General features: G+C 73.2%; 13 protein-coding genes. 8 read left to right on the top strand and 5 right to left on the bottom strand.

Annotated features, from left to right (window positions below; all coding sequences use genetic code 11):
• Positions 1 to 55 precede the first annotated feature (55 nt).
• Both ACIRPX_RS19465 and ACIRPX_RS19460 read left to right on the top strand, forming a co-directional pair.
• Positions 56 to 1426 carry a M1 family metallopeptidase gene (locus ACIRPX_RS19465; protein WP_404195761.1) on the top strand — a complete coding sequence of 457 codons (1371 nt, stop codon included), beginning with the start codon at positions 56 to 58 and terminating at the stop codon, positions 1424 to 1426.
• Between the two features lie 42 nt (positions 1427 to 1468).
• Positions 1469 to 1924 carry a YchJ family protein gene (locus ACIRPX_RS19460; protein ID WP_404195759.1) on the top strand — a complete coding sequence of 152 codons (456 nt, stop codon included), beginning with the start codon at positions 1469 to 1471 and terminating at the stop codon, positions 1922 to 1924.
• Here the strand turns inward: ACIRPX_RS19460 and ACIRPX_RS19455 are convergent.
• Positions 1921 to 2622 (bottom strand): FadR/GntR family transcriptional regulator, encoded by a 702-nt coding sequence (locus tag ACIRPX_RS19455; protein WP_404195756.1) that lies wholly within the window; start codon positions 2620 to 2622, stop codon positions 1921 to 1923. The two genes, ACIRPX_RS19460 and ACIRPX_RS19455, sit on opposite strands and share 4 nt — an antisense overlap.
• A gap of 148 nt (positions 2623 to 2770) precedes the next feature.
• Between ACIRPX_RS19455 and ACIRPX_RS19450 the strand changes: the two genes are divergently transcribed.
• From ACIRPX_RS19450 to ACIRPX_RS19430, 5 genes are all read left to right on the top strand, one after another.
• On the top strand, positions 2771 to 3289 hold the full coding sequence (locus ACIRPX_RS19450; RefSeq protein WP_404195753.1) for a gluconokinase: 519 nt from the start codon (positions 2771 to 2773) through the stop codon (positions 3287 to 3289).
• A gap of 40 nt (positions 3290 to 3329) precedes the next feature.
• On the top strand, positions 3330 to 4727 hold the full coding sequence (locus tag ACIRPX_RS19445) for a GntP family permease (RefSeq protein ID WP_404195751.1): 1398 nt from the start codon (positions 3330 to 3332) through the stop codon (positions 4725 to 4727).
• Positions 4728 to 4737: 10 nt separating this feature from the next.
• The gene (locus ACIRPX_RS19440) at positions 4738 to 5496 is read left to right on the top strand and encodes an SDR family oxidoreductase (RefSeq protein WP_404195749.1); all 759 of its coding nucleotides are present in this window, start codon (positions 4738 to 4740) and stop codon (positions 5494 to 5496) included.
• A 35-nt stretch (positions 5497 to 5531) separates the two neighbouring features.
• The gene (locus tag ACIRPX_RS19435; RefSeq protein ID WP_404195746.1) at positions 5532 to 6557 is read left to right on the top strand and encodes an L-idonate 5-dehydrogenase; all 1026 of its coding nucleotides are present in this window, start codon (positions 5532 to 5534) and stop codon (positions 6555 to 6557) included.
• A 142-nt stretch (positions 6558 to 6699) separates the two neighbouring features.
• The gene (locus tag ACIRPX_RS19430; protein WP_404195743.1) at positions 6700 to 7770 is read left to right on the top strand and encodes a hypothetical protein; all 1071 of its coding nucleotides are present in this window, start codon (positions 6700 to 6702) and stop codon (positions 7768 to 7770) included.
• Here ACIRPX_RS19430 and ACIRPX_RS19425 read toward each other — a convergent pair.
• The 4 genes from ACIRPX_RS19425 to ACIRPX_RS19410 form a co-directional block, all read right to left on the bottom strand.
• Complete coding sequence (locus tag ACIRPX_RS19425; RefSeq protein WP_404195740.1) at positions 7708 to 8334, bottom strand: cytochrome b/b6 domain-containing protein; 627 nt, start codon at positions 8332 to 8334, stop codon at positions 7708 to 7710. The genes ACIRPX_RS19430 and ACIRPX_RS19425 overlap by 63 nt on opposite strands.
• On the bottom strand, positions 8318 to 9070 hold the full coding sequence (locus ACIRPX_RS19420) for a molybdopterin-dependent oxidoreductase (protein ID WP_404195738.1): 753 nt from the start codon (positions 9068 to 9070) through the stop codon (positions 8318 to 8320). The genes ACIRPX_RS19425 and ACIRPX_RS19420 overlap by 17 nt, the downstream gene beginning before the upstream one ends.
• Positions 9071 to 9194: 124 nt before the next feature.
• Positions 9195 to 10736 (bottom strand): APC family permease, encoded by a 1542-nt coding sequence (locus ACIRPX_RS19415; RefSeq protein ID WP_404195735.1) that lies wholly within the window; start codon positions 10734 to 10736, stop codon positions 9195 to 9197.
• A 34-nt stretch (positions 10737 to 10770) separates the two neighbouring features.
• Complete coding sequence (locus tag ACIRPX_RS19410) at positions 10771 to 11721, bottom strand: DUF982 domain-containing protein (protein ID WP_404195732.1); 951 nt, start codon at positions 11719 to 11721, stop codon at positions 10771 to 10773.
• 308 nt (positions 11722 to 12029) lie between these two features.
• Between ACIRPX_RS19410 and ACIRPX_RS19405 the strand changes: the two genes are divergently transcribed.
• Positions 12030 to 12953, top strand: coding sequence for a DMT family transporter (locus tag ACIRPX_RS19405; protein WP_404195729.1), 924 nt, complete (start codon positions 12030 to 12032; stop codon positions 12951 to 12953).
• The last annotated feature ends 22 nt before the right edge of the window (positions 12954 to 12975 follow it).

The raw sequence follows: 12975 nt of genomic DNA, 5'->3' as shown, positions 1-12975 counted from the left end.
GTGCGAGGCACCGGCACAGGCGGGTGGCGATACGGCGCAGGGAGCAGAAGCGGCAGTGGCAGTTCAGCAGCAGGCGGGTGCGGACCCGTACTTCCCGGACCACGGTGACGCCCGGTACCGGGTGCACCGGTACGAACTCACGCTGGACTACCGCCCCGGCCCGAACCGGCTGGCCGGGACCGCCCGCATCAACGCCATAGCGGGCCGGTCGCCGCTGCCGGAGTTCTTCCTGAACCTCTCCGACTTCAAGATCGGCCGGGTCCGGGTGGACGGGCGGCAGCCGCACTACACGCACCGCGGCGGGAAGCTGCGGGTGCGCCCCGCCAAGCCGGTGCGGGCCGGTGCCGCCTTCACCGTCGAGGTGCAGTGGTCCGGCAACCCCAGGCCGGTGGGCAGCCCGTGGGGCGGGCTCGGCTGGGAGGAGCTGGAGGACGGGGCGCTGGTGGCGAGTCAGCCGATCGGGGCGCCGTCCTGGTACCCGTGCAACGACCGGCCCGCCGACAAGGCCGCGTACCAGATCTCGATCACCACGCCGTCGGCGTACGCCGTGGTGGCGGGCGGGCGGCTGCTGACCCGTACGACCAAGGCGTCCACGACGACCTGGGTGTACGAGCAGCCGGCGCCGACGTCGAGTTATCTGGTGGGGCTCGCGATCGGCAAGTACCAGACGGTGCTGCTGGGCGATCCGGGGCCGGGCGGGGTGCCGCAGCACGGGCACATCCCGGCGCATCTGCTGCCGCAGTTCTCCCGGGACTTCGCGCGGCAGCCGCAGATGATGGACCTGTTCCAGGAGCTGTTCGGGCCCTACCCGTTCGGCGAGTACGCCGTCGTGGTGACCGAGGAGGAGCTCGACGTCCCCGTCGAGGCGCAGGGGTTGTCGCTGTTCGGCGCCAACCACGTGGACGGCGCGCGGGGTTCGGAGCGGCTGGTGGCGCACGAGCTGGCGCACCAGTGGTTCGGCAACAGCGTCTCCATCGCGGACTGGCGGCAGATCTGGCTGAACGAGGGGTTCGCCAAGTACGCCGAGTGGCTGTGGTCGGAGCGCTCCGGCGGGCGCAGCGCGCAGCAGCTCGCCGCCCTGGCACACCGGTTGCTGTCCGCGCGACCGCAGGACCTGCGGCTGGCCGACCCGGGCCGCAAGTCGATGTTCGACGACCGGCTCTACGAGCGGGGCGGGCTGACCCTGCACGCGGTGCGCTGCGCGATGGGCGACGACGCGTTCTTCCGCATGCTGCGCGGCTGGGCGGTGCTGCACCGGGACGGGGCCGTGACGACCAGGACCTTCGCGGCCCACGTCAACCGGTTCGCGGACGAGCCGCTGGACAGCCTGTTCGAGGCCTGGGCGTACGGCGCGGAGCTGCCGCCGCTGCCCACGCAGATCCCGGTGCGTCCCAGCCACCCGCCCACCAACGCCGAGTCGGCGTAGGCCCCGGTCTCCCGTGGCGCCCGGTGCAGCAGAATGGCGCCCATGGCCCGACGCACCTCACCGTCCCGGCGGCAGCACGGCTCCGCCCCGGTTCACCGCGCCGCCTGCCCGTGCGGTCTCGCTCAGCCGTACGAGGACTGCTGCGGCCGCTTCCACCGGGGTGAGGCCGCGGCGCCGACGGCCGAGGCGCTGATGCGTTCGCGCTACAGCGCCTTCGTGAAGCTCAACGAGCCGTATCTGCTGCGGACCTGGCACCCGAGCACCCGCCCAGCGCGGCTCGACCTCGACCCGGGGATGCGCTGGCGCGGCCTGGAGATCCTGGGGACGGCCGACGGCTCCGCGTTCCACTCGGCCGGCACGGTGACGTTTCGGGCGTCCTTCGCGGGCGGCGCGCTGCACGAGCGCAGCCGGTTCGAGCGGGTGGACGGAGCGTGGGTGTACGTGGCCGGAGACGTCCTCGACGCGACGGGCACTTCCCCGGCCGAGGCACCCCACTAGGGGGCCAGGATGTCCAGTTCCTGGAGCGCGCCCACCGTGATCTCCCGGGTCAGCTCCTCCGCGCGGGCCGCGTCGCCCGCCCGGACCGCCTCGGCGACCTGGACGTGCAGGGTGACGGCGGCCGGGTCGGGGTCGTCGAACATGACCTCGTGGTGGGTGCGGCCCGCGAGGACCTCGGCGACGACGTCACCGAGCCGCGCGAACATCTCGTTGCCCGACGCCGTGAGGATCACCCGGTGGAAGGCCATGTCGTGGACGAGGTACGCCTCCAGCCGGTGGCCCCGCGAGTTGGCGACCATGCCGAGCGCGCACTCGGTGAGCTCGGCGCACTGCTCGGCGGAGGCGTGCCGGGCGGCCAGGGCCGCGGCGACCGGCTCGACGGCCGACCGCAGGACGGTGAGCGAGCGCAGCTGCCGGGGGCGGTCGGCGCCGGCCAGCCGCCAGCGGATGACCTGGGGGTCGTAGACGTTCCACTCGGCCTTCGGGCGGACGGTCACGCCCACGCGGCGGCGCGACTCGACCAGGTGCATGGACTCGAGCACCCGCACGGCCTCCCGCATCACGGAGCGTGACACGTCGAAGTTCTGCGCCAGCTCGTCGGTGCGAAGAACGCTGCCCGGAGGGTACTGGCCCGCGGTGATCGCGGGCCCGAGGCAGTCCAGTACATGGCCGTGCAGCCCCCGGCCCGGTGTGCTCATGCACTCAGCGTACGGGGCAGGTCACGGGAACAAAAAGTCAGACTTATTTGTCACAGACTCTTGAATTCGTCGTACCTAATCGGTTTCAGTGTCGTCGACATCAGGTCGCCACCAGGTGTCGGAGAAGACAGCAGACAGTGAGGCAGCGATGAGCACCCCCCATGTCGTCGTGGTGATGGGCGTCGCAGGCACCGGGAAGACCACCATCGGTCCCCTTCTCGCGGCCAGGCTCGGCGTCCCGTACGCCGAGGGCGACGACTTCCACCCGGAGGCCAACATCCGCAAGATGTCGGCCGGAGTTCCGCTCGGCGACGAGGACCGGTGGCCCTGGCTCGACGCCATCGGCGCCTGGGCGCACGGACGCGCCGGGCTCGGCGGAGTGGTCAGCAGCTCGGCGCTGAAGCGGGCCTACCGCGACCGGCTCCGTGCCGCCGCCCCCGGTGTCGTCTTCGTCCATCTGACCGGCGACCGCGCCCTCGTCGAGGAGCGGATGTCGCACCGGCAGGGCCACTTCATGCCCACGGCGCTGCTCGACTCCCAGTTCGCCACGCTCGAACCGCTCCAGCCGGACGAGGCGGGCGTCGCCGTGAGCGTCGCCGGGAGCCCCGAGGAGATCACCGCACGGGCCGCGAAGGCGCTGGAAGGCCTCCCCCACCCGGCCGCGTAACACCCACGTCCCCCATCCCCGTACCTGCAAGGGAAACACCGTGACCAGACTCAGCGTCGAGATGCTGGCAGCGGACGCGCCTCCGCCTATCACCTCGGCCGGCCATGCTCAGCTGGGCATCGCCGTACTGGTGGGCATCGCCGTCATCGTCGTGCTCATCACCCGGTTCAAGTTGCATGCCTTCCTCTCCCTGACGATCGGCTCGCTGGTGCTCGGCGCCGTCGCGGGAGCCCCCCTCGACAAGGTGATCGTCAGCTTCACCACCGGACTCGGCGCCACGGTCGCCAGCGTGGGCGTGCTGATCGCGCTCGGCTCGATCCTCGGCAAGCTGCTGGCCGACTCCGGCGGCGCGGACGAGATCGTCGACACGATCCTCGCCAAGTCGAGCGGGCGGTCCATGCCGTGGGCGATGGTCCTGATCGCCTCGGTGATCGGCCTGCCGCTGTTCTTCGAGGTCGGCATCGTGCTGCTGATCCCGGTCGTGCTGATGGTCGCCCGGCGCGGCAACTACAACCTGATGCGCGTCGGCATCCCGGCGCTCGCGGGCCTGTCCGTGATGCACGGCCTGATCCCGCCCCACCCCGGCCCGCTGGTCGCCATCGCCGCGCTCAAGGCCAACCTCGGCGTCACGCTGGCGCTCGGCATCCTCGTGGCGATACCGACGGTGATCATCGCCGGTCCGCTGTTCTCGAAGGTCGCGGCCCGCTGGGTGGACGTCCCGGTCCCCGACCGGATGCTGCCGCCGCGCGCCTCCGAGGAGCTGGAGAAGCGCCCGAACTTCGGCGCCACCCTGGCCACCGTGCTGCTGCCGGTCGTGCTGATGCTGCTCAAGGCTCTCGTCGACATCGCCGTGGACGACCCGGCGAACCTCACCCAGCGCGTCTTCGACGTCATCGGCAACCCGCTGATCGCGCTGCTCGCCGCCGTGATCGTCGGCATGTTCACGCTGGGCCGGGCCGCCGGGTTCACCAGGGAGCGGATCAGGGACACCGTCGAGACGGGCCTGATGCCCATCGCGGGCATCCTGCTGATCGTCGCCGCGGGCGGCGGCTTCAAGCAGACGCTCATCGACTCGGGCGTGGGCCAGATGATCCTGGACGTCTCCAAGAACTGGTCGATCCCGGCGCTGCTGCTGGGCTGGCTGATCGCGGTGATCATCCGTCTCGCGACCGGTTCGGCGACGGTGGCGACGGTCTCGGCGGCCGGCCTGGTGGCCCCGCTCGCGGCCGACATGTCGACCACGCACGCCGCCCTGCTCGTCCTCGCCGTCGGCGCCGGCTCGCTGTTCTTCAGCCATGTCAACGACGCCGGATTCTGGCTGGTGAAGGAGTACTTCGGACTGAGCGTCGGCGAGACCGTCAAGACCTGGTCCGTCATGGAGACGATCATCTCGGTGGTCGCGGGCGCCCTGGTCCTGCTCCTGTCACTGATCATCTAGGAGTACGCGGATGACTCACCCGCTGTTCGACATCAGCGGCCGCACGGCCCTGGTCACCGGTTCCAGCCGCGGCATCGGGTTCGCCCTGGCCCGCGGGCTGGCCGAGGCCGGCTGCACGGTGGTCCTCAACGGACGGGACGCCGGCCGCCTCACCGAGGCGGCGGCGGACCTGCCCGGCGAGGTCCGCACCGCCGCGTTCGACGTGACCGACGGTGCGTCCGTGGCCGCCGGGATCGCGGACGTCGAACAGCGGGTCGGCCCGCTGGACATCCTGGTCAACAACGCGGGCATGCAACTGCGCGCCCCGCTCCTGGAGTTCACGGACGCCGACTGGCACCGCGTGCTGGACACCAACCTCACCAGCGCGTTCCTGGTCGGCCGTGAGGCGGCCCGCAGGATGACGGAGCGCGGCCACGGCAAGATCGTCAACATCTGCTCGCTGCAGAGCGAGGTGGCCCGCCCCGGCATCGCGCCCTACGCGGCCGCCAAGGGCGCCCTGAAGATGCTCACCAAGGGGATGTGCGCCGACTGGGGCCCGCACGGCGTCCAGGTCAACGGCCTCGGCCCCGGCTACATCGAGACCGAGCTGACCCGGGCCCTCGTCCAGGACGAGGAGTTCAGCGCCTGGGTGCGCCGCCGCACGCCCGCCGGCCGCTGGGGCCGCACGGAGGACCTGGTGGGCGGGGTGCTGTTCCTGGCCTCGCCCGCCGCGGACTTCGTCAGCGGGCAGATCCTGTACGTCGACGGCGGAATGACGAGCGTCCTGTGAGGGGGCCGGCCACGGGGCCGCGGGCGCTCGGCTGTGTGATCCACGGCCGGGGCGACCTGCGCGTCGAGGAGCTGCCGGTCCCGGAGCCCGGGCCCGGCGAGGCGCTCGTCGCCGTCCGCTACGGCGGCGTCTGCGGCTCCGACCTGCACTACTGGCGGCACGGCGGTGTCGGCGACTTCCTGCTGAAGGAGCCCATGCTGCTCGGGCACGAGGTGGTCGGAACGGTCCTCTCCTACGGCTCCCCGGCCCCGTCGGCGCCGGCCGCCGGCACGGCGGTCGCGGTGCACCCGGCGACCCCGTGCGGTCGCTGCCCGGAGTGCGCCGACGGGCGCCGGCACATCTGCCGTGACACCCGGTACCTGGGCAGCGCCGCACGCCTCCCGCACGTACAGGGCGGCTTCGCGGCCCGGATCGTCGTCCCCGCCGGCCAGTTGAGGCCCCTCCCGGCGGGCCTGGAGCTGCGGCGGGCCGCGCTCGCCGAGCCGCTGTCCGTCGCCCTGCACGCGGTGCGGCGGGCCGGGGCGGTGGCGGGCCGGCACGTCCTGGTCACCGGTGCCGGCCCCATCGGCTGCCTGGTCGTCGCCGCGGCCAGGGCGGCCGGCGCCGCCCGGATCACGGTCACCGACCTCCTTCCGGCGGCGTTGGAGTACGCGCGGGTCGCGGGTGCCGACACCGTCGTACGCGCCGACGATCCCGCCGACGCCGGGTGGCCGTCCGGGGCGCACGAGGTGGACGTCGCCGTGGAGGCGTCCGGGGCGGCGGCCGGCCTCGACACATGTCTGCGCCTGGTGCGGCGCGGCGGGGTCGTGGTGCAGCTGGGCATGCTGCCGCCGGGCCCGACCCCGTTCGCCGGGAACCTCGTCGTGAGCCGGGAGATCGAGCTGCGGGGCGCGCTCCGCTTCGACACCGAGTTCGACGAGGCGCTGCCTCTGCTCGCGGCGCGGCCCGCCTTCGACGGGCTGGTCAGCGCGGTGGTCCCGGTGACCGAGGCCGAGTCGGCGTTCGCCCTCGCGGCGGACCGCGGCCGTTCCTGCAAGGTGCTGCTGGACTTCGGCGGCTGATTCGCCGCGGAGGATCGGTGGAAGACGCCTTCCCCGGCGGCGCCGCCGGCCCGATGATGGGAAGACCCCTGGACCCGGGCGTCCGGGGGTCGTGCGTGTCGGGGGTGTGCGGGGGCGGGACTCGTCCGGGTCGGGGGGTGTCATGGCGGTTTCCCTCGGGATGCGTATCTCGGGGCTGCTCGTGGTCGGAGCGGTGGCGGTGGCCGCCGCGGCCTTCACCGGTGACGGACGGGGCGCGCCGGACGAAGGAGGCGGGGGCACCGGAATCGTGACGGCCGGCCCGTCGCCGAGCGCCCGTTCCCTCGCGGCTCCCTCGTCGTCCGCCCCGCGCCGGTCACCCGCGGGCGAGGCGGCCGGCACCGTGGCCCCGAGCACTCCGGGCCACACCATGACGGCCACCGCACCGCCTCCCGACCGCTCCTCGCCCACGCCCGCCTCCGCCGACAGGCTGCTCGTGAGCCCCGACTGGCTCCCGCCCGGTCCCGTCTCGCCCGACGCCGACGCGGTTCCCGATCCGTCGAGCGTCTACGACCTGCTGCGCGACCCGCACCGCTGCCGGGCCGCGCTCGACGTGATCCCGAGGGCGTCCGCCGACCCCGAGTGGCGGGTGCTGCGCGCCCTCGCCACCGGGTGCCTGGCCGCGCAGGGCCGGGGCGGCGGCTGGAACACGGTGGGCAAGGACCACGCCGACCTGGCGGGGAAGCTGCGCACCTGCAAGGGCCGGGCCGCCTACGCCGTGCTCGGCGGGCTGCTGGACCTCCACCGGCGCCGTCCGGGCGACACCGTGCGGCTGACGGCCTCCGCGGGCGCCTCTCCCGCGTGCGCCTACGGGATCGCCGGCGTCGGCACCGGCGACGACGGCACGGTGCGGCCGGGCGACACGGTCGCCGTCGAACTGCGCGACACCTTCTTCGACCAGAGCGAACTGCTGCGGTTCGGGAGCCTGTCCATCGGCGGGCAGCTGCTGCCCGGGCCGCTCGTGCCGCGGTCCCGGTCGGGTGACCGACTGGTGCTGTCGGCCGTGGTGCCGTCCCTGGACGCCTCTCCTCAGGCGGTCGACGTGGTCGTCCGGTACGGCGGTACGCAGGTGCGGCTGCCGGACGCCTTCACCGTCGCCGCGCCCGCCGTGGTGCCGTCCGCGAGCGCGCCGTCAGGGACGCCACAGGGGGTGCTCACGCTCGGCCCACTCCCGGTCGACCCGTCCGGTCCGTAGCCCGCTGCGGGCCTGCGGGTCCCCGATCGCCATGCCGATGTGCCCGGCGAGCACGATCCCGATGGTCAGCGCCAGCCAGTCGTGGACGAAGGTCGCGCTGGTGCGCCACATGATCGGGGTGAGATGGGTGAACCACATGATCAGGCCCGTGCCCAGCATCACCAGCGACGCGCCGGCGATCCAGGCCGCGTAGATCTTCTGCCCGGCGTTGAACTTGGCCGCCGGCCGCGAGGAGCGGCGCTTGTCGCGGCGCAGGGCCGCGCGCAGCCAGACCTTGTCGTGCGGCCCGAAGCGGTTCAGGTGCCCGAGGTCCGCGCGGAAGTGGCGGGAGAACAGGCCCACCAGGACCGGCACGGGCAGGGCGAGCCCGGCGCACTCGTGGATGCGGACCACCAGCTCGCGCCGGCCGACCAGTTCGGCCAGCTGCGGGATGTACAGGAAGGCCGCCGTCACCACGCACACGCCCATCAGCGCGGCCGTCGTGCGGTGCACCCAGCGCTGCGCGGGCCCGAACCGGCGGATCTCGGCGGCCGGCGGGGTGTGCGCGTCAGCTCGTAGGGGCATCGTCACGTCCGTTCGAACGGCCGACCCAGGCGTCGACGTCGTAGCCGAGGCGCTCCCAGTAGCCAGGCTGCACGTGCTGGGTGACGGTGATCCCGGAGAGCCACTTGGCGGACTTGTAGAAGTACATCGGCGCCACGTACAGGCGCACCGGCCCGCCGTGGGCGTGGCCGATGTCCTTGTCCTGCATGCGCAGCGCCACCAGGACGTCGGAGCGGCGCGCCTGGTCGAGGGTGAGGCTCTCGGTGTACGTGCCGTCGAAGCAGCGGAAGCGGACGGCGCCCGCCGAGCCGTGCACCCCGGCGGCGTCCAGCAGCCGGGACAGGCGCACGCCTTCGAAGGGGGTGCCGGGGACCCGCCAGCCGGTGACGCACTGGACGTCCTTGACCAGCTTGGTCTGCGGCAGGGCACGCAGGTCGTCGAGCGTGTACGTCTTCGGGCGGTCCACCAGGCCGTCGACGGTGAGGCGGTAGTCCGAGGCGTCCTTGTGCGGCACGGAGGAGGCGACGGAGTAGTAGCGGAAGCCGCCGCCGTTGGGCAGCAGACCGGTCAGACCGGTGGGGTCCTTGTCGGCCGCGGCGCCGAGGAAGCCTTCGAGCGCGCGCTGCAGCCCGGGCGCGGCCACCACGCCGAGGGCACCGAGGCCGAGGGTGCCGAGCAGGACCCGGCGGCCGATCGGAGTACCGCGTTCCGCCGAGGGCCGCGGCTCGCCGGGCTCCTCGGGCTGTTCGGAGTTCACGGGTCCATTCGAACACCCGCGGCCCCGGCGGAGCCAGGGATCGCGGGTGCTCGTCAGGATTCCGTCATCTTCTTACCGGCTTCTCGGGAACCGGCGCGCCGGTTCCCGAGAAGCCGGCGATGCCCTACGGCGTCTCCCGCGCCGCCTTGTCCAGCTGGAACGCCTCGTTGCCGAGCCCGATGCGGGCGTGCGCCTCGGGCGAGCGGAAGCGCAGCCACAGTCCCTGGGCCAGGCCCACCACCAGGGCGAGCCCGATGATGCCGGGCAGCAGCCGGCTCAGCGCCGAGCCGGGGCCGGTGCCGACCAGGACGTCGAAGTCCTTGACCGTGTAGCCGGCGATGACCAGCAGCGCGGCGCCGGCGAGCCCGGAGGTGACCAGACGCCAGGACTGGGCGCCGGCGGCCCCCCGCCGGGCGAAGAAGACGATGACCGACGCCGAGGCGGCCGCCATCAGCAGGATCACGCCGAGGGCGCCGATGTTGCCGAACCAGGTGAACAGGTGCAGCACGGGCGCGGTCGGGTCCCCGGTGGGCCTGTCGTCGGTCACCGCGAAGACGATCACGACCACCGCCGCCACGGCCGTCTGCAGCAGGGAGCCGGTGCCGGGGGCGCCGCTGGAGCCGGTGGTCCGGCCGAAGGCGCGCGGGAGCAGGCCCTCGCGGCCCATGGCGAAGGTGTAGCGGGCGACGACGTTGTGGAAGCTGAGCATGGCCGCGAACATGCCGGTCACGAACAGGACGTGCAGGACGTCGGTGAAGGCCGGGCCGAGCCGGGAGTCGGTCAGCGAGAAGAGCATGCCGGCGCTCTCCTTCTGCGCCACGCCGACGACCTTCGAGGGTCCGGCGGCCACGGACAGCGCCCAGCTGCTGAGGGCGAAGAAGACGGCGACGCCGCCGACGGCGTAGAACATCACGCGCGGCACCAGGATGTGCGGCCGGCTGGTCTCCTCCGCGTACACGGGCGCCTGCTCGAAGCCGAGGAAGGCCGCGATGCAGAAGCACAGCGCGGTGCCGACGCCCGCGCCGCTGAGCGTGTCCGGGTTGAAGGCGTGCAGCGACAGGCCCTCCGCCGCGGGGTCGCCGATCGCCGCGACGTCGAAGATGACCACCAGGATCACCTCGATGACCAGCAGCACGCCGAGCACGCGCGCGTTGACGTCGATCTTCAGCCAGCCCAGCAGGCCGACGACCACGAGGGCCGCCAGCGACGGTATCCACCAGGCGACCGTCGCGTCGGCGTACTTGTCCAGGAGCCCGGAGACCTCGAAGCCGAAGATGCCGTAGATGCCCACCTGGAGGGCGTTGTAGGCGACCAGCGCCACCAGGGCCGCGCCGGCTCCGGCGGTGCCGCCGAGGCCGCGGGAGATGTAGGCGTAGAAGGCACCGGCGTTGTGGACGTGCCGGCTCATCTCGGCGTATCCGACGCTGAACAGGATCAGGACCACGCCGAGGGCGACGAACAGCAGCGGCTGCCCGACGATGCCCATCACCGCGAATGTGGTGGGCATGACACCCGCGACCACCATGAGGGGAGCGGTCGCGGCGAGCACGGAGAGCAGCAGGCCCCCCGTGCCGAGGCGGTCGGCGCGCAGGGCGCGCTCCTGGCCGAGATAGGTGCTGATGCCGTCGGAGGTGGATCTGCTCGCGCTGGAACTGCCCGTGGTCATCGCGGAGACCGTCCTTCTGTCGGAGTCGGGAGTGTCATGCCGTGCCGAGTGCGGCGGCGCGCGCGGCACGGAAGGCGGAGTGCGGATCGCGGTCCGGGTAGGACCACGGGGCCGGGGTGGCGAGCTCGCCGATGCGGTGGAAGAGCGCGGCCGCCTCGGCGCCCCGGCCCTCGCAGAACTTGGCGTGGGCGAGGAAGTTGAGGTCGACCAGGCGGCGCGGGTGACCTTCGTGCTCCCACTCCAGCCACCAGTCGAAGGCGGCCTTCATCACCTGCCGGGCCCGGCGTCCGCTCCAGTGGCCCGAGGCGGCCGGGTCCGGGGACTCCTGCCCGGCGGCGGCGAGCACGCGGTAGCGCTCGGCGTGCGCGACGACCGGCAGGATGGCGAGCGGGGAGTCGGCCGGGGCCTGTTCGGCGGCCCAGTTGGCGAAGTCGTAGACCTCGTGCAGCGGGTCGGGGCCCGCGCCGGGGTGCCGCTCCGCGAGGTGGGCGACCATCAGGTGGTGGGCGTGGTGGTGGTCGGGGTAGCGGCCGCGGACCTGGTCGAAGAGGCGCGCGGTCTCGTCACCGGTACCGGTCCCGCGCTCCAGCATGAGCAGGCCGAGCCACGGGGTGGGGTCGGCGGGCACCCGGTCCGCGGCCGCCCGGCACGCCTCTCGTGCGCGCTCCGGCTTCTCCTTGCCGCGCAGGGCGCGCTGGACCAGCGCCAGGGCGTGCAGCAGGGCGGCGTCGGTGGAGTCGGGCTCGGCGAGCAGCCAGTCGCGGGCCCACGCCTGCGCGTAGGGCTCCAGCGCCAGCACGGCGACCCGGTGGCCGCGCCGGTCCCAGTCGTCGCCCGTCTGGACGAGCAGCGACCGGGCGGCCTGCCACCGGCCCTGCGCCAGCGCGGCGCGGGCGGCCCGCAGCCCGGCGTCGTCCAGCGCCGCGTCGAGGGCCCGGGCCGCGCGCTTGCGGCCCCGGCCGAGAGGTGGCGGAGGTGGAGACACCGCGGGAAACGTCCTCACGCGACGCTGCTCGTCGCCCGATATCGATGTGCCGTCGACTGGTCACGGACAGCAAACCCGCAGCCATTGGTCCGCGTCAAGGGACGAACGGGTGTTACACGCGTCAACTCCCGTGCCGGAAGAGGCACTTGGATCCGTACGTCCCACAGCCGCGCGGAATATCCGTTTCCTTGTGTGGCGTACGCCATGGCGGTGCCGCGAGGACCGCTTCACCATGACGGGACGGCGAGGGGACGCTACAGTCACCCAAACGCACCCCGAGACCCCGCCCCGACGATCGAGGTACGCGCGTGTCCGTTCTGGTTCTGATTCTCGCCGTGAGCGCGGCCTGCTGCCTCGGCCTCGGATTCGTGCTCCAGCAGAACGCGGCCCAGCGGGCACCCCTCAGCGACTTCCTCTCGCCACGCCTGCTCGTCGACCTGATGCAGGTGCCGCGCTGGCTGGGCGGCATCGCCCTGATGGTGGCCGGCATGGTGCTCGGCGCGATCGCGCTGAGCCAGGGCGAGATCTCCCTGGTCGAGCCGCTGCTGGCCACCAACCTCCTGTTCGCGCTCGGGCTCTCCCGCCTGCAGACCCGACAGTCGCTGGGCCGCCAGGGCTGGGCGGGACTGGCCCTGCTGGCGGGCGGTGTCACCGCCTTCATCGTCGCGGGCGAGCCGCGCGGCGGCACCGCGCTCACCGACCCCTTCCGGCACTGGCTGATCATCGGCGCCATGGTCGGCCTGGCGCTCCTGCTGACGACCTTCGCGAAGCGCTCGCGGCTCAGTGCGGGCCCGGTCCTGCTCGCCCTCGCCGCCGGCCTCCTCTACGGCGTCCAGGACGCCCTCACCCGCATCAGCGGGCAGCGCTTCTCCGCGGGCGGCCTGACCGACCTGGTCACCACCTGGCAGCCGTACGGCGTCCTCGTCATCGGCGTCACCGGCCTGATCCTGGTCCAGAGCGCCTTCGAGACCGCACCCCTGCGCATGTCCCTGCCCGCCCTCACCGCCGCACAGCCCCTCGCCGGCATCGCCTGCGGGGTCGGTTTCCTCGGCGACCGGCTGCGCACCGACGCGGGCGCCCTCGCCTGGGAGGCGGCCGGTCTCGCCGCCATCGTCGGCGGCATCGTGCTGCTGGGGCTGCACCCCTGCATGCCGAGCGGCGCGGCCCGCCCGGAGCGGGCCGGGGACCTCCGGCCGAAGAACCAGCGGGTCCGGGACCCCCAGCCGAACTGACGCCGTCCTGCTTGGATGGCCG

It is taken from the genome of Streptomyces sp. NPDC101225, assembly GCF_044767585.1.
Taxonomy (GTDB): domain Bacteria; phylum Actinomycetota; class Actinomycetes; order Streptomycetales; family Streptomycetaceae; genus Streptomyces.
This window is presented reverse-complemented; position numbering and strand designations above follow the sequence as displayed.